This is a genomic window from Vibrio sp. SCSIO 43132 (assembly GCF_019904195.1).
Taxonomy (GTDB): Bacteria; Pseudomonadota; Gammaproteobacteria; order Enterobacterales; family Vibrionaceae; genus Vibrio; species Vibrio nigripulchritudo.
The window spans coordinates 294,096-315,723 of record NZ_CP063200.1; the positions used below are offsets into that span (position 1 = coordinate 294,096).

17 protein-coding genes and 1 pseudogene are annotated in these 21,628 nt (G+C 45.4%); 2 read left to right on the forward strand and 16 right to left on the reverse strand.

Annotation, left to right across the window (positions count from 1 at the left end; all coding sequences use genetic code 11):
- Positions 1-26: 26 nt before the first annotated feature.
- From INR79_RS19445 to INR79_RS19455, 3 genes are all read right to left on the reverse strand, one after another.
- Entirely contained in the window at positions 27-974 is a 948-nt protein-coding gene (locus tag INR79_RS19445) for a hypothetical protein (protein ID WP_223099007.1), read from the reverse strand.
- A 19-nt stretch (positions 975-993) separates the two neighbouring features.
- Positions 994-2,802 carry an alpha-keto acid decarboxylase family protein gene (locus INR79_RS19450; protein WP_223099021.1) on the reverse strand — a complete coding sequence of 603 codons (1,809 nt, stop codon included), beginning with the start codon at positions 2,800-2,802 and terminating at the stop codon, positions 994-996.
- Positions 2,803-2,894: 92 nt separating this feature from the next.
- Positions 2,895-4,661, reverse strand: coding sequence for a flavin monoamine oxidase family protein (locus tag INR79_RS19455; RefSeq protein ID WP_223099024.1), 1,767 nt, complete (start codon positions 4,659-4,661; stop codon positions 2,895-2,897).
- A 442-nt stretch (positions 4,662-5,103) separates the two neighbouring features.
- On the opposite strand from INR79_RS19455, the gene INR79_RS19460 reads away from it, so the two are divergent.
- A complete protein-coding gene (locus INR79_RS19460; protein ID WP_223099027.1) occupies positions 5,104-5,922 on the forward strand; it encodes a S1 family peptidase in 819 nt (272 codons plus the stop codon).
- 66 nt (positions 5,923-5,988) lie between these two features.
- On the opposite strand, the gene INR79_RS19465 is transcribed toward INR79_RS19460, so the two are convergent.
- From INR79_RS19465 to INR79_RS19510, 10 genes and pseudogenes are all read right to left on the reverse strand, one after another.
- Positions 5,989-7,890, reverse strand: coding sequence for a DUF3857 domain-containing transglutaminase family protein (locus INR79_RS19465; RefSeq protein ID WP_223099029.1), 1,902 nt, complete (start codon positions 7,888-7,890; stop codon positions 5,989-5,991).
- Positions 7,887-8,963: a hypothetical protein gene (locus tag INR79_RS19470; RefSeq protein WP_223099044.1), complete on the reverse strand. Its 1,077-nt coding sequence runs from the start codon at positions 8,961-8,963 to the stop codon at positions 7,887-7,889. Before INR79_RS19470 ends, INR79_RS19465 begins: the two co-directional genes overlap by 4 nt.
- Before the next feature lie 152 nt (positions 8,964-9,115).
- Positions 9,116-9,739 carry an esterase/lipase family protein gene (locus INR79_RS19475; protein ID WP_022560605.1) on the reverse strand — a complete coding sequence of 208 codons (624 nt, stop codon included), beginning with the start codon at positions 9,737-9,739 and terminating at the stop codon, positions 9,116-9,118.
- A gap of 145 nt (positions 9,740-9,884) precedes the next feature.
- Positions 9,885-10,574 carry a hypothetical protein gene (locus INR79_RS19480; protein WP_052703979.1) on the reverse strand — a complete coding sequence of 230 codons (690 nt, stop codon included), beginning with the start codon at positions 10,572-10,574 and terminating at the stop codon, positions 9,885-9,887.
- 1 nt (position 10,575) lies between these two features.
- Positions 10,576-11,166: pseudogene (locus INR79_RS19485) on the reverse strand (1-acyl-sn-glycerol-3-phosphate acyltransferase); the annotation flags it as partial.
- Positions 11,167-11,298: 132 nt separating this feature from the next.
- Complete coding sequence (locus INR79_RS19490; RefSeq protein ID WP_004408087.1) at positions 11,299-12,033, reverse strand: helix-turn-helix domain-containing protein; 735 nt, start codon at positions 12,031-12,033, stop codon at positions 11,299-11,301.
- Between the two features lie 11 nt (positions 12,034-12,044).
- Entirely contained in the window at positions 12,045-12,677 is a 633-nt protein-coding gene (locus tag INR79_RS19495; RefSeq protein WP_223099048.1) for an HD domain-containing protein, read from the reverse strand.
- 103 nt (positions 12,678-12,780) lie between these two features.
- Complete coding sequence (locus tag INR79_RS19500) at positions 12,781-13,623, reverse strand: mechanosensitive ion channel family protein (RefSeq protein ID WP_223099050.1); 843 nt, start codon at positions 13,621-13,623, stop codon at positions 12,781-12,783.
- 393 nt (positions 13,624-14,016) lie between these two features.
- On the reverse strand, positions 14,017-14,883 hold the full coding sequence (locus INR79_RS19505; protein ID WP_223099058.1) for a LysR family transcriptional regulator: 867 nt from the start codon (positions 14,881-14,883) through the stop codon (positions 14,017-14,019).
- A 27-nt stretch (positions 14,884-14,910) separates the two neighbouring features.
- Positions 14,911-16,350 (reverse strand): SLC13 family permease, encoded by a 1,440-nt coding sequence (locus INR79_RS19510; protein ID WP_223099060.1) that lies wholly within the window; start codon positions 16,348-16,350, stop codon positions 14,911-14,913.
- A 344-nt stretch (positions 16,351-16,694) separates the two neighbouring features.
- Here INR79_RS19510 and INR79_RS19515 point away from each other — a divergent pair, with 344 nt between their 5' ends.
- Positions 16,695-17,222, forward strand: coding sequence for an outer membrane beta-barrel protein (locus INR79_RS19515; RefSeq protein ID WP_004405659.1), 528 nt, complete (start codon positions 16,695-16,697; stop codon positions 17,220-17,222).
- Positions 17,223-17,396: 174 nt separating this feature from the next.
- Here INR79_RS19515 and INR79_RS19520 read toward each other — a convergent pair whose 3' ends face one another.
- From INR79_RS19520 to INR79_RS19530, 3 genes are all read right to left on the reverse strand, one after another.
- The gene (locus tag INR79_RS19520; RefSeq protein ID WP_223099063.1) at positions 17,397-18,839 is read right to left on the reverse strand and encodes a catalase; all 1,443 of its coding nucleotides are present in this window, start codon (positions 18,837-18,839) and stop codon (positions 17,397-17,399) included.
- Between the two features lie 187 nt (positions 18,840-19,026).
- On the reverse strand, positions 19,027-20,274 hold the full coding sequence (locus INR79_RS19525) for a zinc-dependent metalloprotease family protein (RefSeq protein ID WP_022605378.1): 1,248 nt from the start codon (positions 20,272-20,274) through the stop codon (positions 19,027-19,029).
- 48 nt (positions 20,275-20,322) lie between these two features.
- A complete protein-coding gene (locus INR79_RS19530; RefSeq protein ID WP_223099066.1) occupies positions 20,323-20,985 on the reverse strand; it encodes a hypothetical protein in 663 nt (220 codons plus the stop codon).
- Positions 20,986-21,628 lie beyond the last annotated feature (643 nt).

Below are 21,628 nucleotides of genomic sequence, written 5' to 3' on the forward strand. Positions count from 1 at the left end.
TAAATCTTACCAATCAGCAATAGCTTCTACTTCTCATACGGTTCCGCTAGGTACGGGAAGTCTGACAAGAAAGGTTTGAACGGCGTTGTGCGTCTTGGCCAGCCACCAAAAATAATGGTGCGCTCATAGGTGACACAGTCTGAAGCTTCACACAATGTCGGGATCAAATCGTCTTCGATATAGCGACCATTCGGGTATTTAGCTGGTCGACTTGAATCGTAAATCACCACATCGGGGTGGTAATCGAACGGGCGAATACCTTCGGTGTTGGAGTTGCTGTACGTAGGCTGAGTTTTGATCCACTCAACGTGCAAATGCGGCGGAAGAAAGTTCAGCTTTTGCATGCGAGGTTGAAAGGTTCGCAGCGCTCGACCAGCGTGATCCACCTGATGGGGATGACTGTCGCCAAGAATGGAGTTTGCCCAAAGGGTGAAGATGCGTTGATCCTCTGGGAAGGAACTGACTGGAATTTTGACCACAAAACCCATCACGTTGTATCCCTTTGTGAGCGGGAAAATAAACGGATCCGCTCGCAACCCGGTAAACACTTCAATACCTTCCTGATTTTTTAAGCCTTCTGATTCCCACGATTTGAGGGTTAAGTCGTCGTTCATTTTAAAGCTGATGGTGGCATCTTCTTTGATGTTTTCGCTGTTTTCGACCGTACCACCGTAAAGCATGTTATCGAATTCGCTGTCGAATTTTACATCCGCGTCCAGATCCCAGTGGATGTAGTAAGTCAGTTCGCTAAAGTCGGGGTTTTCCGTTCTATCAACATCGCGGAAAAAGGTTAGTGCCATAATGTAATGGTCTTCTTCTTTCCAGAAGAACAGGTCAGTTAGGCGGGCTTCTTCTCTCCAGATTTCTGGTGGATCAAGCGGGCTGCGGTGATCCGATGCCATAACCTGAAACGACAATGGGGCGATTACCGCGGCCACAATCAAGCGCAGCAAAAGTTGGAACATGGTTTTCATAATGATTCCTTCATTCGATTTAATTATTTGGGTCCGTTTGCTCGGTGATCACCACAGGAACACTGTCTGGCTGCTCATCTTCGCCAAGAGACTGAGTGCGATAAGCGATGGAGTGAGGGATATTGGTTTCGCTTAGCATGACTCGGATAACAAAGTTATCTTCTGGATACTGGTCCACTTCCGTGAGGGCATTTCGAAGTTCATCATGAGTGCTGACCACGGCACCACGACCACCAACCATCTCGACGATTTTTTCGTAATTCCACTTGTTTAAACGGTTGTATTTGTAGACATCATTTTGTTGCGGGCGAGATTCGTAATGAACTTTTTCGTCTTCGGTGCGGAATGGGTTCGGGTTCACCAACATCTGCTCGATGCCGTAAATCCCGTTATCCAGCACAAATACCACGTTGTTTGTTTTGTAGTAGTTGTGCCCAGATACAGACTGACAGGTCTCCTGGAAAGCACCGTCTCCCACAAACACAAGAGGACGTTTACTCTGATCGGCGAATTTCACACCTAGAGAAGCGGGTACAGAATAGCCAATAGACAGCCATGCTGCCGCACTGACAAATCCGTCTGCCTGATTGATGCGTAAGTTCTGCGCGCCCAATAGTGGGAAACCAGCATCAACGACAACGCGGTGTTCGTCCGTCAAATAGTCATCAATAACGCTAAAGAAGCTGTCGTAGCTGAGAGGTTGCGTGCAGTTTTGCGGCACTTTTGCCATCAGCGGAGTCATTGTAGGCTGATAGCGTTGGTACTCCATGTCTGCGATTTTTGCGTTCAGTTTGGCAATAAAGTCTTTCAGGACGACATTAGGAAAGTACTGGGTTCCGACTTCCTGACCTTGACTGTCAATGTGGTGTCCGACTTTCACACCTTCGTTGTTTGCCATCACCATGCCAGCCGACCAGGAAGAGGTACCACCAAGGTTTTTGCTGGTGTTCCAGACCCCAAGTGCGATGCGACACCCAGCGCTGTTGAACAGGGCTTTTGTGCTCTCTGGGGTGGCATTGCCGTTGTAAACACCACGGAACAGCTCGTGGCTTTCAGGCAGTACAGATTTCGCCAGGATGCTGGTAACAAAAGGGTTGTTAGTGGTTTCGACCAGAGACTGAAAATCGCTTTGTAGCTGCTGACGCTGAAGCTCGATTCCAGCCCAGAAGATGGGGGTGCCTCGCTGCTTTATCATATCGATGGTTGCAGTCACGGCCTTGTCGGTTTCGCTTTCGTCACCCTGATGAGGCTCAGCATCCAAGCTAGAGACGGGCGCATCGCAGGACTTACGCCAGACATCTTCATACACTTCAAGATACCCTGGGCGACCTTCAGAAATAATCGCTGTGAGAACGGTGTCTATCTTGGCTGGCGCTTGTGAAGCGTTTCTAATTTGCTCTGCCGCGACCGTAACCGAGCGATAGGCATCAATGTTACTTTTCTCATCACCTGTCATATGAGAATAAAGAATCCCTTCAACTCGCTGACGTTTTTGCTCTGAGTAGGTGGGAGCGCCATTGAGAACTAACACTCGGTTGTGTTCAACGTAGGAACCAGCCACTGGGTTGAGCAGGCTGAATGCCCCTACACCGTATGTGACTCCGACAGGGGCGATCTTACCACTTACTCTGGCATAACCGTCGGCGCAGTGCCCGCCATTGATTTCGTTGGTGTTGCCTGATATCTGAATCGTCGATTCAGGATCTTCTTCGATGGTGTTCAGAAAGGGGGCGCTGTAGTTGCCAGCGACGCCAAATATATGTTCACAACCCAGCTCTTCCAGACGGATTTTTAGATACTGGGCGACCGTGACTTGTTGTGTGCTCATCATTATTCCTTTTTAGCCAACATGAGGTCAAAGGACCTTTACCATGGCTACGATGTAGCCATGGCTTATTAGAAGTGTTTTATAACAAGGGGTTAGGAAAGCGTTGGAAGTGGGTTTTCATTCACCAGTAACGCTGCATTTACTGCCGATTCGATTGCCCCTTCTATCCATGCATGTTTGAGTGATGCATGTTCGCCGGCAAAGTGCGCTTTTCCTTGCCACTCGCTGGCGATGATGGATTTGTGGAACAATTCAAGCTGTCCGGGGTAATAGATGGCGGCTTCACCGAACGCATAAGGGTTCTGCATCCAGCTTACGGTTGCGGCACCGACGATGTTGTCTTGGTCGTCGACGTATTTTTCAGGGTCAAATACACACAGGTCTTTGACCTTTTGCTGGGCAATCAAACGCTCTTCGTAGCTGGCGTCAGGGGCGTGGACTGCGTGGGTAATGGCGACATTCTCAAGCGCATAACAGAAGCGCTCGTAGTGAGGCATGGAATCCCATTTACGGGCATCATCGGCCCAGGAATAGCTCACCAACATGACTCCGCCACCGTTTGAACCCATGCGCTCGCTTGGGTAGTACATAAAGCGGTTGATTAAGTCGGTGCAGGAACCGCCACCGTAAATGTCGTTTTCGGTTTCCCAGAATCGCTCGCGGAATTCAAGCAGTACTTTGGTGGCTGCGTCGTAATGCAGCTCGCGGATAGCCTGACGTTTACGCTGGCTGAATTCTGGCCATACGTGAACAGTACGGAAACTTGGGAACGGAACGGTGACCACGACTTCATCCCACTCTTGCTGTGCCAGATTCGCCTGAACATTTTTGTCTTGCTCTTCGCGAGAAGCGATGGCTTCAGACACAGAGGTATGAATGCGCACTTTGCCCGTATTTTCATCAAGGTAAAGGTCAGTCAGGGTTTGGTTGCTTAGAGTGACATCGGCAAGGTTGTTTTGCTCAAAGTATGCGGTGGTAAACAGATCTGTGCCACCTTTGATCAGCCAGAATGCGGTGTCGGGTTTTATGATGGCAAGCTCGATAAAGCTCTGGATGAAGGAGTAGGACATGCGAGACGCCAGGTTCTCGATCACGCCAATCATTTCAATGGCATTTTCAGAATAGTGCTCGCTGTTTTCCACGTATTCCAGCAAGTATCGACGCATCGAATATTCACCATAGGTATCGATGATGTATGCCCAGGCTGTTTTTGGTTCTTCTTCTACCATCTTGGTGAGTTCACTAATAGCATTGTCTAATAAAACGCTCGCCTGAGTATTCTCATTGTCTTCCAGGTTGTAGTTCAGAAGTGCGTTAACGTCTGCGCCTTCGGCGTCGTAGTCTTTGCGCAAAACATGGCGATAGTTAACGTGCAGAAAGTTTTTACCTGTTGAAGGTGGGAGGATGATGTCTCCGTTTTCATCACGATCAGGGTTGTCGATTTGCTCAGATGTGGCATCGGCTTTTGAGACGGTTTTATTCAAAAACAACTGCTTGTCTACACCCGTCTGATCAATTAGATATTGCACCAGCTTGTGCATATCCGGGATACGCATGGCACCTGCTTCGCCTGTCAAATTCGAGTCTTCAAAATAGGTTTTGTCGTTGGTGTTGCGGAAAGTTTTCACTCGCCCGCCGACTCGGGTGTTCGCTTCAACTATGGTGACGTTATGACCTGCCTGACGCAACAGGGTTGCTGAGACCATACCGGAGATTCCACAACCGACTATCAGGATGTTTTTAGCTTGTGCTTGACTGGTTGGAAGTCCATTTTGCAGATAGCTCAAGTAGGCTTGGCTTATTTGGTCCTGATCGAATGGCAGTAATCCATGGTAGGCATCATCGAGTGTTTTAGTCATTTTCTATTCCTTTGTTAGGGTCAACAGACCCTTATGTACACAAACAGCGTCTTTACAATTTTTCAACACTTAAAGAGTAATCGCTTTACGTGCATATGCAATTTATTGAAATACATATTGTTTTAATTTCTTCTCTATCAATTGTTAGCGTCAATTTGGTCATCAATACTCATTGTTTTTAAAGGAAAAAATATTCAACAAAAGATGAATGTTGTGGCATGAATTTAATGGTGAGTACGTATTTTTTTCTATCGACTTGTTGATGGAAATGTTACTTGCGAAGGGCTGTGATTAGTTTGGAAAACACGGGTTCAAAATTTGATATTCATTTTCATTCCTGACGATTCTCTTTTACCGCGGTTCATAAATTGTCATTTTTGAATTCTTTTCTGGAGGGCATAACCGTATCTTTCGGCTGAATTTTATAAAATGAGGATTAATCATGAATTATCTTTCAACGTCGGCACTGGTTTTGGGTGCGATACTGGCTTCTGGAACGCTCGAAGCGAGAGACGCCAGAATCATTGGCGGAACAAAAGCGGACTACAACAACTGGAAGTTTTTCGGGCAGATAATCAGTGATAGGAAAGGAGCCAGTCAAAGTCGATGTGGCGCCAGCTATATTGGTAACAACTTTATGCTGACTGCGGCTCATTGTGTGGATAGGGTAGGCGACCCAACACGCATTAGAATCAAATTTAGCCCAAACAACTACACTGATGAGCCCGAAAACGTGGTCAACGTGACCAAGATACTTGTGCATCCCAGCTACAACTCACTAGGAGCAAGCTCTCACGATATTGCGCTACTGAAAATCGACAAGGTGATTGACGGCGTTGAAACTATTACCTTACCAAATATTCCATTAGAACAATACGTAGCACCGGGAACCTCACTGGATGTCGCTGGCTTGGGAACTGAAGTGATAGGTGCTATTAAACCTTCAAAGCTCAACGAGGTTTCAATTGAATATGTTTCAGACAAAACCTGCCACGATGCTCTAGCTGGGCTGAATATGTCCAGCCCGGCGGTTGGAGTGACCAGCTTCTGTGCAGGGGATTCTTCAGGCGCAGGAATAAAAGATTCTTGCTCTGGCGACAGCGGCGGTCCTCTAGTTTTGAGAAATGGAAGCCAAACTGTGCAGCTTGGTGTCGTCAGTACTGGAATGATGGGATGCGCGGAGCCAGATACGTATGGGATTTACGCCGATGTCCCTAAATTTGTTGGCTGGATAAATTCAACGGTGGCCGCTAACAAGTAAGCAAAAACCTCCGAAGCAACGATGGTTGTTTCGGAGGCTTATTTAGAGTGGCGTAGCTATCTAGGATCAGTTTTCTGTTTGTGGTGACCCGTTAAAGTGAATCAGAGACTGTCGTGAATAGATGTCAATCAACGTGTTGAACTGATTTATTTCAGCCACTTTAATAGATTGCGACGGCATCTCCAGAATGGTGCGCACTTGAATTTTGTTTTCCGAAATTTTTTCGATCGTTCGCTTGAGCGTGCCGAACTTATGATCGAAATGGAGAGTCGGCGGCAAGTCCGTTATTGTCCAGAGCCCTTTAGTATCATAAGAAAACTCGGAAACGACCTTTACACCAGGAAAGGCTTCATCGTAGTGCTCGTTACTCAACTTCAGGTCCGATAGTTCACTTCGAATCCAGGCGTCATTTTCGTTGTAATTCAACGCTTGACCCACTTCCAGAAATGGAGAAAGAGTAGCTTCAGAAGAGATAACTACTTTTTCTTCCATTGCATCAATATGCTCAAATTTAAACGCTGGATCTCCAAGGTCGGAAACGACGTCCTGATACTGCTCCAATAAGGAGCTTTGTCGCTCTTCCTCATTCATTTCATAGATCTTTGAACGGAAGTAAGCGGCATACTCGCCCCAATACGTGCGTGTCTGAACCTCTTCCTGACCGCCCTGGTCATTAAAAGTGATGTCGGTGTGCGTATCGAATTTCCAACGATAACGACTTTCCTCCATTGTGTGAGGGATGTAACCGGGGTCTAACGGGAGAATGACTTTATTCTGAATCCAGGACGGTGTGTATCGCCAGTGAGTTTGTGTATCTGTCGGGTCTATGCAGTACTCTTTACCGTCTAATTTGAAGCAGACGACCACATGGTTATAAGTGTTCATGGTCGGGATCAGCAGTTTGCTCTGGTCGGTACGCTGAGTTGAAACAAGTACAAGGTTGGTTTTTAATCCAATTTTTTCCAACAGTGCTTTAAGCAGAACGGACTTATCTTTGCAGTCACCAAATCGATTCTCAATGGTCTCGGCTATGGTGTGAGGAGTCATGGCGTTGCCATATTCTGACCGCGACACATAACGAATGTCGCGTGAAACGAAGTCGAGGATAGCTGCAATTTTTTCTTCCACTGTAGACTGCCCTTTCAGGATGTCTTCTGTGAGTGGTTCAAGCCCCCGAGTGCCCAGATTAGCCTGCTCCATTGTGAGCAGACCTTTAATAATCACCTGATTCCAGTTTTCAAACTCGCCAAGAGAAATTCTGTCTATATGATCTCGCCAAAAAGACTGCTCATCCGAAACGTAGGTTGGCAAGTCGGTTCCACTGCACTTAAGTGAACCTGTGCTTGCTGAGCAGGTGACAGAATCAGTATCAGCAATCCAGTTAACTGGGGAGTCTTCGTCCCATGTGACATCTAATTTGTATTGCTGAACTGGGTAAGTTCTTTGCGTGAAGAGTTCTTCTGACCAGTCTGACTCCATCCGCGATTTAGTGGTAACCAGTTCGTATTCCAGAACGGATAAACTTCCCTCAACCAACCCTGGAATTGCCAGTACCACCTCTTTTTCACTGCTGAATGTATTGTATTCGCTGGTATCCAGTATCTGGACATGTGAAGGATCGAGCTGCTTCGATTCTCCACTAGGAGAAATGGATGCCGCTGAGATTATCTTTAAACTCTGGTAATTAGGGTTGTAGTAAATACTTCGTGAGCCGTAGTTTTCAGCGTCAACAAATCGCGGAAAATAATTGACCGTCTTTCTCGTCATAGTGACGATATCTGATTCAACTTTGAAGTCAGTTTGAAGTAACAACTGAGTCATTTCTGTTGGCTTGGCTTCACCTGTCAGTAGTGCCATGTTTTTCTCTAAACCAGCATTACTCAAAGACCAAGATATATTATCAGCGCTATATGCATGAGAAGAGCCCACTGCTAGTGCCGTAATTAATGGGAGGGTGTGTCGTTTCATTGAGTAGTAAACTCCCATGCCATTGTTTCGAATGAGCGAACTGACTCGCGATAGGTGTTTTTACGAGCCGAGATAAATCCAATTAGCTCATAGTTGTTATTAGGGGTCTGAATGACTGTGATAAGTGCCGTAGAAGGATCAAGAGACATGGTTCCATGGCATTTGAGTTGAGTTTTGACGTGAAGCGTCGGACGGACGAAACTGCGTCTTTCTGTACACTTGAGTTGTTTTATATTTTCCTTTATCCAGTCTCGACGAAATTGAAGATGCTCATTCATATCTTCAATTTCATTATTTTTGAATAGTAAGAAGTACGAATCTGGGACCGAGTTTGAGAATTCTGCCAGTGCGCTGCCATCACTGAAAGTGCCTACTTCAACACGGTGCCAGTTGTCACCCTGAAAGGTCAGAACAAATTCTTCATTTTCAACCGAGTACTTTTCCCTGTTTGCGTAACTTTCATGCTGTTCAATAAACAGTGGGCTTATTGCGGTATATGAGAACCCTGCAAATATCAGAGGGAAAAAAATAGCGACAATCACCCATTCAAAAGGTGAATAGCCACTTTTTCCTTTGAACTCGACATGACTCAATTCTTTCCGAACTTCGTTAAATCGGTTGGCAATGAACATAAATGAAAGGGAAAAAGTGATATAAACTGCAAAATCAATCCATAAGGCAATCGACCAATTGGAAGATATTGAGTAATACATGGTCGAAAAGACAAAACCGCAACACCCTAGAAAGTAACGATTTCGACTTTTTTTCGCTTTATCATCCTGCTCAAACGTCTCCAGAGTTTCGCCAAACTTTTTAAACGCGAAAATTTGGGCAAGAGCGAAAAACGGAACCAACAGCCAAAGCCATGGGATAAATTTAGATTGAGATAATAGGTTTAATTCTTTGGCTCTGCGATACAGCCAAATATTGGAGTAAAGACCTAAGGTACTGAACGCCAGGAAAAATTCCCAAATAGGTTTTCTTGGCGCTCGTATGGTTATTTTGGGGGTGTTTTCAATTTCTGGAGAAATATCGGAATTTTCTTCGGAAAGGGTACCACTAATTTCCTGCATGATCAGCGTGTCCGTCCATGGTTTCTAGCTGACAAAATTAAGCTTTACATCACTGTTGATCAAGAGATTCCCGATAAATCCTCTCATATCCCTGATTGACTTCTCAACGTCAAGGAAGTCAATTGAATATGGGCATATCTGATCACTTGATATTAATGAATATGCCGAAACTGATCTTGCCGAATAAAGTGATCTATTTGGTTGGGAATATATTGGCTGTAAATCATGCTGGTGTGGCTGGATTTGGTTTCCAGATGGTCCGTCATTCCGTCTATTTTAGTTTCTTCTACAGTCACCGTACCATCAGACAGTGTATCGTTGTCCATAAGCAGAAGTGGTCGCATGCCGAGTGGTATGGTTCCGGCGATGCTGCCCAGCTTTTGCGGGTGTGACCAGACATCGTGGTGTTTCTTCAACCCAAATTCCGGTGCATTACCTAACACCGCACCCAGCCCCAGTTCCTGAATTCGACAGATTATGGATGCGCCTTTAAGCGGAGAACCAACGGCTATTACGTGAGAAATCAGGTTAGAAGAAGGGCGACGCGAAGCGAGATAGTTTTTGATGACCACTCCGCCAAGGCTATGCCCGACAAGAACGTTTATCTCACTTTCATCAATGGCCGAGTCAATAGAAGCGAACAGTTTATCTTCATCAATGGACACCGAGTTATAACTGATCACTTGCGTATCGTAACCCAGAGTTTTTAGCCTCTGACTTAGTGGCTGCATGACGACGCCGTGCATGTATAAACCATGTAGGATGATAATTTTCATTGTTGCCTCCTGTACTCCAGCTTTCTCTCTGTCTCTGACGCTATTCAGCCTAAGAATTTAGACAGATGAGTTAATACATTTTGACCGTAATATTATGCTTCAGATTGGGTATCAAATCTGTGATCGCTTAGAAAGTCACCAAACTCTAGAAGGGCAGAATGACCCATAATGGTATCAGCGGTATCATTGGCCACATCATCAGTTTCCCAAGGTATAACGACCACTTAGACTGAAAACCGTTTTCGACATTAATGCCGTCGTTAATGAGTGTGTTGCTCTTCATTGCTTTGTTAAATGCCCAGTGAGAAAAGGTCACTTTCTCTCCTTTGCTGGTCGCAAACACCGGGTAATAAAGTTCACTCAGCTCGGGATGCCTGACCTTCACTTCCTCCAGAACAAGAATGCTTCCGCATGGAAGTGGGCGAACCTTCCTACCTTCTTGCCCATTAATAAATTCACTTTCATGCTCAAGTGAGAGGATGTTTGAACCCCACGGAGAGCTTGAATCTTCAACAATGGACCAGCCGCAAGATGCGATGAATCCGTTCCCTATCCAGGGGTAAAAGAGTTTGCTTTTGCCTTGGTTTAAGCTGAGTGTCAGCATTACCAGCAGTGTAGGAACGGTGATAACGGCTTTGGTTAAGTGACTAAACTGACGAATGGCAAAAATAAAAGTGATGGCAAACGGGATAGCAAAGGTAAAGCGACTGAATCCCTGATTCACCACACCTGAAATCATAAACACAATGCTGATGGCAATAACCAGAGCCGACGCACGTTGGCTAAGTGGGTGCTTCAATCGGCTGGTTTTTGAGTGATCTGATGGTGTCGACATGTTATTGCTCCGCCAGTTGCTGAACGTGCTTTTGAAGGCTAATGCGATCGGTTGTGGCACCATCGACGATGTTACCGATTTTAATTTCCAGTTTTGACCAGAAACGTTTTGGTAAATGAGTGAATGCGTGACCACCTTTATGTGAAAAGAACGAACCCCAAAGCCCCTTTAATGCAATAGGCACAACGGGTACTGGATTGGTTGAAAGAATCTGTTCGATACCAGGGCGAAACTCATTGATTGACCCGTTTTTAGTGATGCGGCCTTCAGGAAAAATGCACACTAGCTGACCCTGTTTGAGGGCGTTATCGATCTCGACAAATGCTTGGTTATAGGTTTCTTCACACTGCTTAGGAGAGCAGATAGGGATGACGCCAGCATGACGGAAAAAATGTTTAAGAATTGGAAGTTCGCTCAAGCTCTTATCCATCACAAAGCGAACCGGGCGATTCGCCAGCCCCATCAGAATTAAGGCATCGATATAACTCACATGGTTAGCAATCAGAAGCGCGGCACCGCTTTGTGGGATGTGCTGCTTACCCGTTACGCGAATACGGTAAAGTATGCGGCTGATGAAATAACTGATGACTCGAAGATGGGCGTGCATGTGAACCTCATTGGAAACTGTGTTTCGATGAGGTTAAATTGCCATGGCGATACTTTTTGATAAATAAAAAAGACAAAAGTTACTTATTGTGTGACTTTTGTATGCATAAAACGCGACTTAGCTTCTTTCGTATTCTTTAAACTCAGGCAAACTCCATTGGCGAAGTGCCACGATCATTGATGTACCGTGACGATCAGAAATCGCCAGATCACCATCGTCTCGGCAGGCTGAATAGAAATCTGCGATCAGTTTTTCGATACGCTTCTGGAGTTTTTTATTGGTCGGTAAAGACATAAGCCCGGTCGCCATGACCAGTTTTTCGTCTTCGCCAGAAAAGTGACTGCGGAAAAATTCGCTTTGTACCTGTTGCTGGAAGAAGCGTTGCATCGGACCGCCGGCTATCCATGAAAAGGTAGGGGACAGCTTTAACTTCACTCGGTTTTGAGGCAGTAACTCGATGATGTTCAGTTTGTCTAACTGTGCCAGCTTTTGGATCAGCTCGGGTTCAGAAAACGCATACTGCGCCATGATTTCTTCAAATCGATAACCATTGACCACACACACAGCAACCAGCAGCAGCCCTTTGTTTTCAACCAACTGCTTTTCCTGTTCGAACGTTAGCGCCGTGATTTCCTGAGTGGGGGAAGCGAGCTTAAACAGTTCCGCCATCTCCATCCCCATCAGTTCGCAGATAACGTTTAAACGCTCAAGGCTAATTTGATTTCCGCTGGCAAGGAGGCGTTTCACCGAGCCTTCTGTCAGGTTCAATTCTCTGGCGATATCAACGTATTTGATTCCGGATAATTTGAGCTGACGTTTGAGTTCGTCGACAACTTTGCTGGTTTCAGACATGGTTTCTCGCTTTATGCTTCAGTTGCCAGTCGTTCAAGATAGGCTTTCATGAATTCCACCCGACGTTTGGCTTCTTTTATCGCTGCGGGGGTGTTCATGGTATCTGCAATTTTGAATAGCTTGGTTTGAAAGTGATCGATGGTGAATCGCTTGTCATCCAAAGGTCGATGTTCTGCAAACATATCATTTGGATCATAAAGGTCGGCGTTGAATGTGGCACTAACCTGAATTGTACGCGTGACGCCTATCGCGCCCAGAGAATCCAGCCGATCAGCATCTTGTACAACCTTTGCTTCGAGCGTTTCAGGTTTTACTCCGGCACTAAAGCTGTGCGCCATAATGGCATGGTGAATGGCGGGTAAGTACTGGACGGGATAATTGATTGTACCAAGGAATTGGCAGGCTTTATCGGCTGCGATCTGCGCGCTCAAATGGCGTTCTGGATGATCTTTTGGGTAGGTAAAACAATCATGAAGGTAAGCCGCTGGCAGCACCACGTTTAGGTCGGCACCCTCACTTTCCGCCAGTGCTTTGGCTGTGTTTACGACCCGAAAAATATGGTTTAAGTCGTGGGCAGCGTCGGTCACCATCTCTTGTTTGATAAATTCGATAAATGCGTCTTCACAACCTAAGCCCGGATTCATAACTTTCTACCTGATTGAATTGGTTGGAAGTATTGTACGAGTTACTTGAACATACAACAACGCCAGCAAAATGCTGGCGTATTGAGAATGGGATAAAAGCGATTTAAGACGCTTGTTTGCCCGGGAATTGATGGATATGAACATCGCGCTGAGGGAACGGAATGGTAATGCCCTGCTCGTCGAAGGCAATCTTAACGCGCTCGTACAGGCTGAAATACACCGGCCAGTAGTCGTCAGATTTTACCCACGCCCAAACCAACATTCCGACATGGCTGTCACCGTGTTGGCTAACGTGAACCAGTGGCTCAGGGTCGTTCAGAACCAGATCATAGTCATCCAGTACTTTCATCAGCACTTCACGCGCTTTACGAACATCATCACCGTAGCTGATACCAAATTCGATATCGACACGACGGTTTTCTTCGCAGAACAGGTTTTTCACTGTGCCATTGGAAAGCATCCCGTTTGGAATGATGATTTTCTGGTTGTCGTAAGTGACTAAAACCGTCACAAAGATTTGAATATCAACCACTTTACCCATGTGCCCCTGCGCTTCGATAACGTCACCGATCTTGAAAGGCTTAAAGAACAGGATAAGTACACCGCCAGCAAAGTTAGATAAGCTGCCCTGAAGAGCCATACCTACAGCAAGACCAGCAGCACCCAGCATCGCAATGAAGGACGTGGTTTCCACACCAATCATCGATGCCACTGAAATGATCAGCAGTATCTTTAGAATGACTGAAGCGAGAGAGCATAAGAAGCTGCGAAGACCTTGCTCTAAGCGTACACGTTCAAGAGCAACATCAATCCCTTTCGTGACTTTGCCAATCAGCCACCAGCCGATAACCAGGACCAGAAATGCCAGAACCAGCTTAGGTCCAAAAGTCAGAACCAGCTCTAACCCTTTTTCGTAGATTTGCTCCAACGAGATATTTTCCATCATAAATATGACTCCTTTTAAAAAACCTCTGAAGTATAGGCTAGACCATATGCGTAAGTTCTTCCCATTGTTGAGAAAATAACCCGATACCCAAGTGACCTCAGGATGCTGGATTCAGAGCCTCATATTCTGTTTCAGTTCAAGGAAAAGAACGTAGTGGAATGACGAGTCCTTTCCAAGTTCTTTGACGATGAAATGAGACAGAATATGAGCTCCCAAGGGCGAGTTTAACTGGCTTTCATACTGCGTTACCGATTCTTGATTTAGACCCACTAAATCTTCAAATCGGTGTCTTGTCTGAAAACCAGTTAATTCTCGCTGAACCAAACATCTTGAGGTTACTTGGGTATAAGCCTGTGCAGAAGCTCTCAGTTGGAGTGATTCAGGAGCGAGGATTCAGGTGATTGCACCTATCAGAGACTGGATAAGAGGGTCGTTTTGACGAGTGCTTAAACACACAAACATAGTGCGTAGCCGGAGCGGTATATCACAAATGACTTTCAGGTTGTCGTCGTTGGGTTCTGCTGTCCCTTTTTCCTGATGAATCAGACCGATACCTAATCCTCCCGCAATAAGCGTACGGGTCACTTTTTCTCTGTCGACACTGATTAGTTTACTGGGGCGAAAACCGTGTTCTTCAAACAGGGCTTCGGCAGCTTTGCCGCAACAGGTTTCAGCTCCGGGGTAAATCCATGGCAAGTGTTGCAGTGACGACCAGTCGACCGGAACGGGAATGTCCGGCAGGTGTGGTGATGTCGCGAGCAGCAGGCGAGTTTTGGTTAAAGTGACTGAATAGAATTCTTCTGGCGTCTGCCCTATATCGTTGTATATGCCAGCATCCAGGCTGCCATTTTTGATACCACGAACGATATCGGCATTAGGGAGTTGCTGGAGTTTGATTTCAACGTCTGGGAAACGCTCAGCAACATACATGATGAGTTTGCCAAGAATATCTGGGGGAGTGTGGCTACTGGCTCCGACATTGACAACACCGGCAATTTGTCCCTGAATTTTGCGCGCTTCTTCCAGCAGATCCTGATGGGCTTTCAAGGTTTGTTCTGCCTTGATCAGGATACGCTGCCCATCCAACGTTAGCCGCATGCCCTGAGGCGTGCGTTCAAACAAAGTCAGGCTGAGTGAGGACTCCAGAGCCTTAATATGTGCGCTCACCGCTGGCTGGCTTAGAAACAAACGTTCTGAAGCGCGCGTAATGCTGCCTTCCTGAGCCACGGCGACAAAGGTTCTGAGTTGATGATTGTCCACCTGATTTCTCCCTGTAATCCACTCTTATCAGAGTAGACCAATAACCTGCCACCACAGCAAATCTAAGGGCAACAGTAGCACCAATGTAATAACAAATAATGAAACACACAGTTTACTGATGGAAGAAACCGGCAGTTTACCCATCTGCATTGCGGTCACAATGGGTGGAGCCTGATACGGCAACAGGATATTGGAATAGGCAAAAACCTGAGTCATTAAAACTGTCATCACAGGCAGACCCGTCGATGTCGCCAGGTCACCCGCAATAGGCGTCATCACCGCTGGCACACCTGGCAAACTGGTGGTAATGGCGACCACAGATGAAATAAACGTAAGTGAGACAACACTCTTGAACTGCTCGTCCGGAGAAAACGAAACGCTCTCTCCCAATGACTGAATTAAGGTTTCGCCCAGCCCGGACTGAGAAATCACCGCCCCAAGTCCTATGATGCCAGCGACAAAAAACAGCGAGTTGTAGTTGAGATCAGCCTGAAAGCTGTTTTTCGCCGTCAGATTAAAGAATGGGCAAAGACACAGAATGGCGCCTGCAAGACCAATCCACCCCGGAGAAATGTGGTGAATACTATCGGTTAACCAAAAGGCAAGGCATCCAAAAATAATGACCGCCAACAGCTTTTCATTTCCGGATACGGGCTCTCTTTCTACCTGCTCCTGTTGGATATATTTGGGGTCATCTGATGGGAATATTTTGAGAATAAGCCAAACCAATACAACCCCTTTTAAAGCACCTAAAACCGGGAAATGGATGATTAGGTAATCCCAGTAGGAGAGCTGGATATCAAGCAAGTTTTCCGTCATACCCGCAAGAATCATATTGGGTGCATTGGCCGGCAGAATAGTAAATGCAGGGAGCCAGGTACCAAAAGCGGTGGCAGTAATAATACCGATTCTGCCTTTTGAGTCGGCGGCGTAACCCATTTTATCCGTCAGTGCCATCATGATGGGGAGCAACAGCGCGATGCGCCCCATGGAAGAGGGCATAATGAAAGACAGCGCAATGCCGAATGCAACGATTCGCCAAATCATGGTGGAGTATTGGTTGCCCAGCGCTGCTGCCAGTATTTTCGCGATCCGTTTACCAAGCCCTGTATGTTTGAATGATGCTCCCAGAACCAACCCAGCGAAAAGTAGCCAGAACGTAGACGACTGAAAGCCTGACAAAACAGCGGAAGCAGGAGCAAGATCGGCAACAATTGCAATCAGGAAGAAAGTCAGCGCCGTCCAGTATTCAGGTACAACCACTGTTGCCCACATGCCAATGCACAGAACGGTAAGGGCCGCCACCGAAGCTAAATGAACACTTTGAAACTGAGCAACCAGTACGCCAGTGATGATACTCAGTATCGTAATGAGAAGGGCAACCCGGCGCTTCTTGTCGGGTTGGCTTGCGGATCCATTTTTGGGTGAATCATTGGGCTTTAAAGCGGAGGAGCTGGGCTGAGTCATTGAGCGGTCACCTCGATTTCTTGGTTTAAGATCATCATGTCTTAGAGTCATTATGCAATTATGTTATCAACTCAAGTTACAGAAATTCCAATCAAATATTCTGAATTCGGGTCTCAGATTTGCTGAGGTACTGAATCTGAATCCAGAGTATTGCCTGTAATCGAAAGCGCTGACACTTTGACTAAGTGCTAGGTTGAGAAAGATGGATTGCAGAGATAGAGATCGGAGGCTAGACCTAGATCGCAATCCACCCAGTTTTAACGCAAAAATTGTGAGGCTGAGTCAGGATTTTAGTATGGTGACAGCGCAGCATTGGACTCGGCTAGGAAAACGGAAGTAGGAAAATGAAAAAATCGCGTGTTGGTTTATTTTTGGTGACAGCTTTGCTGTCTGGGCTTGCGAGCGCGCAGGATTTCAACCGCTTAGAAGGTTGGAGCCTAGGTGCAGGCTATTCAGAAACAGATTATGATAAATCGTTGGGCGGCTTTGATACCGCTTCAGAGGGTGGAACAGGCTTTCGCCTAGAAACAACCTACAACTTTAACGGTTTTGCTGGCTTAAAAGCATCGTATGAATCGAACAGAGAAGAGGATTTAAAAGGGCATACTTTGAAGCTGGGTGGTGAGCTTGGTTATTCGTATGTTTTCTCTGACGGCTCCTTCATTAAACCTTATCTTGAAGCTGGCTACGCGAATCACCGTATTCAAGCCCATGGCGCTAATGAAAAAGTGAGCGAGTCCGCCGCTTATTATGGTGCCGGGATTCGCTTTTCCACGAATTACGGATTTTACGTCGACTTTGGTGCCGACAGAAGCAAGATGGACGACGTCAACCTGACTCAGTTTAGCGCGACCTTGGGAATGAAGTTCTGATTTGGTGTGAGTAGAACCCAAACAGCTTGACTATGTCAGGCTGTTTTTGTTTAGAAAAAGATAAAAAAATCTTCTTTACTGAAAAGGTTGAAAAATTCACGTTCGCTCATGGTTCTTCTCCTTATATCCGGCATTCAGATTATGGTGCTCTGAATGCCGGTTTTGGTTTTAAGATCAGGACTGGTTTGCTTTATGTATGGCGGCTTCTAGCCCTCTTCCGTAGTCCTGGTCGGCTTGATACGCGTGGTCGATATGGCGTTGCTGGATAAATTCCGGAACTCCTTTGATAGAGCGCGCGGTGTTTTCAAACAAACGCTGCTGTTCCTCTTTGCTCATGATGCGGAACAGGTTGCCTGCCTGGCTAAAGTAATCCTGATCAATACGGTGGTCATAGTGATCAGCATCGCCAGAAATACGCAACGGTGGCTCAGAAAAGTCCGGCTGTTCTTCCCACTCACGCTTGTAGTTGGGTTCATAACCAATGGTTGATCCAAAGTTGCCGTCGACTCTCATTGCGCCGTCTCGGTGGTAACTGTGTACCGGGCAGCGCGGTGCATTCACGGGTATCTGGTGGTGATTGACCCCTAAACGGTAGCGTTGAGCATCGCCGTAAGAGAACAGTCTGCCTTGCAGCATCTTATCTGGTGAGAATCCGATACCAGGGACGATTGCGGCTGGGTTAAATGCCGACTGTTCTACTTCTGCAAAGTAGTTGTCAGGGTTACGGTTCAGCTCCAGTTCTCCCACTTCAATAAGTGGATAGTCCTTGTGAGACCACACTCGCGTTAAGTCGAACGGGTTGAAGTTCACCTCGTCGGCTTCCATTTCTGGCATGACCTGAATGTACAGGGTCCATTTCGGGAAGTTTTGATCTTCGATGTTGTCATAAAGATCACGATGATGACTCTCCCTGTCGTCAGCAATCAGCTTTCCAGCTTCCCCGTCAGTCAGATTTTTGATGCCTTGCTGAGTTTTGAAGTGGAACTTCACCCAGAAACGCTTGTTATCTGCATTGATCATGCTAAACGTATGGCTGCCGTACCCGTTCATATGGCGATAACTGACTGGAATACCTCGATCACTCATCACAATGGTGACTTGATGAAAGGCTTCAGGCAGTGATGTCCAAAAATCCCAGTTATTAACCGCACTTCGCATATTTGTGCGCGGGTCTCTTTTTACAGCATGGTTAAGATCGGGGAATTTCAGAGGATCGCGAAGGAAGAAAACAGGGGTGTTGTTGCCCACCAGATCCCAGTTACCTTCTTCGGTGTAAAACTTTATCGCAAAACCGCGAATATCACGTTCTGCGTCGGCAGCGCCTCGTTCGCCGGCAACCGTTGTAAATCGGATAAACAGATCAGTTTTTTTACCAATTTCAGAGAACAGCTTTGCTCGGGTATATTGGGTAATATCGTGCGTAACGGTGAAAGTGCCGTAAGCCCCAGAACCTTTAGCGTGCATTCGCCTTTCCGGGATGACTTCACGGTCAAAATGGGCAAGCTTTTCCAAGAACCAGACATCTTGCAGCAGTTGTGGACCACGAGGTCCCGCAGTCATTACATTTTGGTTATGGGCGACAGGGCAACCTGCAGCAGTCGTTAATTTTTTACTCATAATCAAATTCCTTCCAGACATAACAGCAAACATTGCGACAACCTAACTGGACAACTTTGTTAGCTAGATTGTTTTTACAGATTAATAGGTGTCTTTTGAAAGGTAAAATCGATTATGATTATATTGTCAATAGTCAGAATTGATTAAAAAGGCAGCACTAATAGGCTGCCTTGTCTGTTTCTATTGGTTACTTCAAAGTCAGAGTAGCGTTTTTAACAACACCTACATCATTACGGAAGTGATCGGTAACCTGAAGTTTCCACTGACCAGTAACATCTACGCCCTGCATATCTTGCAAAGTGAAGGTCACATTGAATTTTTTGCCACGGTCACTTCGGTTTGCTTTCTTAAGCACCCAGTAGGCATTGTCTGGAGCAATCAATCTTACTGAAATATCACCGATGAACTCGTGTTCAATATCAAGCGCAATCGTAGGTTCCGTGACTTCACCAGTGTAAGAAACCTCAAGCGGTATCTCTATTTGCGTGTGATCCGGAACGGCAACAGGCGATTCAAGACTGAATACATTCTTCGTTTCCTGTGGTTCTTTTGGTTCAACAGGGTCGGTCGTGTCTGTGCCACCGTCTTTGCTCTGGTAGATGTTGGCAATTTTCGGTGCTGTCAGACCAATGGCACGCGTGGCGTTGGACTTATCTTTAACACCACAAGCCTGATCGCCACACTGTGTATCTGGGTTAGAGAACGTGTAAGAGCGGTTGTAAACATTGAATAAGAAGCCATAAGCCATGGTTGTTGCGAACTTACCGTTCACACCATAACCGTACGCGTCTTTTTCCGTACCATTTTGTGTATGTGGTGGAACCGTGTATTGTTCACGAGCGTGGTTAATACCAAAGTTATGACCCAGCTCGTGGATAAAGGTATCGTCTCCACATTCGTTCAGATAAGAATGGCTGTACATCTGGCTTTTCACCCAAGACGTATTGCTTGCATCCCATCGGAATGCAGGAACTACCCAAGCCAGACCACAGCTTAAACTGATGGTGTTGCCTTCTCTTACGTAATCCGGTGAGTTTTTGACATCCAGGTTACGGAAGAGCGCGACCATGTCGGCGCCTTTCTCTTTCCTAACCTGCTCGATATCACTGAAAATGGCATCTTGTTTGTAGCTTGGAGTGATGGCGTCTAGTGCTGCTTCCTGATTAAGTCTTCTGCCTGGAGCCGAGTCGTAGTTGTATTCTTTGGTGCCAACAAGGTTTACTTTGACATCCAACCCACTCTTTTTAAGGATTTGGTTACCAACATTGAAACGGTGTTGGATCTGGGTGATATGCTCGGTTTTGTTTTGTTCCGTTGCGAACCAGTCTGAAGTGGCTTTTGTATAAACGCCCAGAATGTCGATATTCGTTGTTGCGTATACAGAAGGCGCAACAAGGCTCGACGTAATAACCGCCGCTAATAACGTTTTATTCATTTTTTATCCTAATATTTAGTCGTATTTATTTTTATTTGATCTGCATTATTAATAATCGTAACCGTGGCTGTCGGGTACTTCATATATCCATGCAGTTCTCCCTCTTCCTTCAATTTTAATTGGACCACTAGGGTGACCAATAAAACCTAAAATTGAAGAGCTTCCAAAAGTGAAGGTCACAGGATAGCTTTGATCGTCAATAGTGAAATTGCCTGACCAAGTCCGGATACCCTCATTTTGAAATTCATTGGACTCCACCTCTATATCGATATTTGTATCGTCGGGTAAATTCAGTGTTAGCTTGTCGCCGAGGTTTAGTGCTTTAAACTCAGGAACATTAGAAAATTCAATGGCTTTTATGGCTTCAATTGCAGAGCTTTTAGGCTTGATTTTATCCAGAGTGTCACTTGGGTTAATGTCTACCCAAACCTCTTCCACATGCCTGGGTTCTCGCCATTTCTTCTCTTTTTCGTCGGTATATAGAGCCAGTTCATCAACTTCAGGATTGGGTGAACGATGAACAGGCACAGCAATTTTTTGTTGCAGGTTGACTTCTTTTGTTGCCACGTCTTTGATTATTACCGCATGTGTATCTTGGTGTTTACTGGTGTGCTCATCAGCTAATGAATTCTCTTTATCAATATTGTTGAAAAGAAATAAAGACAATGGAATAACTAACCCTGTTGCAATAACTATGGGTTTTATTTTCATAAAGATCTCCCTACCCATAAGTTATTTACAGGCATATTTTGATATATGTATCGAATACGTTAAGTATTATATTTTACTAAAGTAGAATATATTCACGGATAGATAGGCTTGTGCACCTATAGCATCTCTATCTTTATCCATTGATATAGATTAATTAGTGAATTTTGAAAATAGTGAAATATTAATCCCAACAAAAAAATGTCTCCTACTGGAATGCGGAATATTTTATAAAAGATGCTTTTTACTCACAATAGAAGGATTTATATCTCGTATCTGATACTTGCATATAATCTATTTTTATGTGCGTAGGTTAGAATCTTAGCTCTTATTTCCCTACATCCATTGATATACATTACTTGTGACTTTAATTGATATTTTTAACATTAGCGGTTTGACGAAATACCCGAGTTCGGTAGCATATAAGTCGTTGTCTTCTCTTACATACCAAACGTAATAAACTCCTGTTTATCTTTAACTTATTGTAAATAAAGATTTAATTTTTAAGTCTAATAGGATTTGTTTCGAGCGTTTTTTAGAGCTTTGACTCTAATTTCATTTGGTTCCAGATAAAGAGAGAAAACATGGCAGAGGTCTTAATTTTCCTAAAATTGGCATTTTTCAATGTGATCGCACTTCAATTAAT

Bases quoted from the DNA above. Each gene is read 5' to 3' on its own strand.
- INR79_RS19480 (WP_052703979.1), bottom strand. From the start codon at position 10,574: ATGTCGACACCATCAGATCACTCAAAAACCAGCCGATTGAAGCACCCA.
- INR79_RS19445 (WP_223099007.1), bottom strand. From the start codon at position 974: ATGAAAACCATGTTCCAACTTTTGCTGCGCTTGATTGTGGCCGCGGTA.
- INR79_RS19465 (WP_223099029.1), bottom strand. From the start codon at position 7,890: ATGAAACGACACACCCTCCCATTAATTACGGCACTAGCAGTGGGCTCT.
- INR79_RS19525 (WP_022605378.1), bottom strand. From the start codon at position 20,274: ATGAATAAAACGTTATTAGCGGCGGTTATTACGTCGAGCCTTGTTGCG.
- INR79_RS19475 (WP_022560605.1), bottom strand. From the start codon at position 9,739: ATGAAAATTATCATCCTACATGGTTTATACATGCACGGCGTCGTCATG.
- INR79_RS19515 (WP_004405659.1), top strand. From the start codon at position 16,695: ATGAAAAAATCGCGTGTTGGTTTATTTTTGGTGACAGCTTTGCTGTCT.
- INR79_RS19470 (WP_223099044.1), bottom strand. From the start codon at position 8,963: ATGCAGGAAATTAGTGGTACCCTTTCCGAAGAAAATTCCGATATTTCT.
- INR79_RS19495 (WP_223099048.1), bottom strand. From the start codon at position 12,677: ATGAATCCGGGCTTAGGTTGTGAAGACGCATTTATCGAATTTATCAAA.
- INR79_RS19510 (WP_223099060.1), bottom strand. From the start codon at position 16,350: ATGACTCAGCCCAGCTCCTCCGCTTTAAAGCCCAATGATTCACCCAAA.
- INR79_RS19520 (WP_223099063.1), bottom strand. From the start codon at position 18,839: ATGAGTAAAAAATTAACGACTGCTGCAGGTTGCCCTGTCGCCCATAAC.
- INR79_RS19460 (WP_223099027.1), top strand. From the start codon at position 5,104: ATGAATTATCTTTCAACGTCGGCACTGGTTTTGGGTGCGATACTGGCT.
- INR79_RS19490 (WP_004408087.1), bottom strand. From the start codon at position 12,033: ATGTCTGAAACCAGCAAAGTTGTCGACGAACTCAAACGTCAGCTCAAA.
- INR79_RS19530 (WP_223099066.1), bottom strand. From the start codon at position 20,985: ATGAAAATAAAACCCATAGTTATTGCAACAGGGTTAGTTATTCCATTG.
- INR79_RS19450 (WP_223099021.1), bottom strand. From the start codon at position 2,802: ATGAGCACACAACAAGTCACGGTCGCCCAGTATCTAAAAATCCGTCTG.
- INR79_RS19455 (WP_223099024.1), bottom strand. From the start codon at position 4,661: ATGACTAAAACACTCGATGATGCCTACCATGGATTACTGCCATTCGAT.
- INR79_RS19500 (WP_223099050.1), bottom strand. From the start codon at position 13,623: ATGATGGAAAATATCTCGTTGGAGCAAATCTACGAAAAAGGGTTAGAG.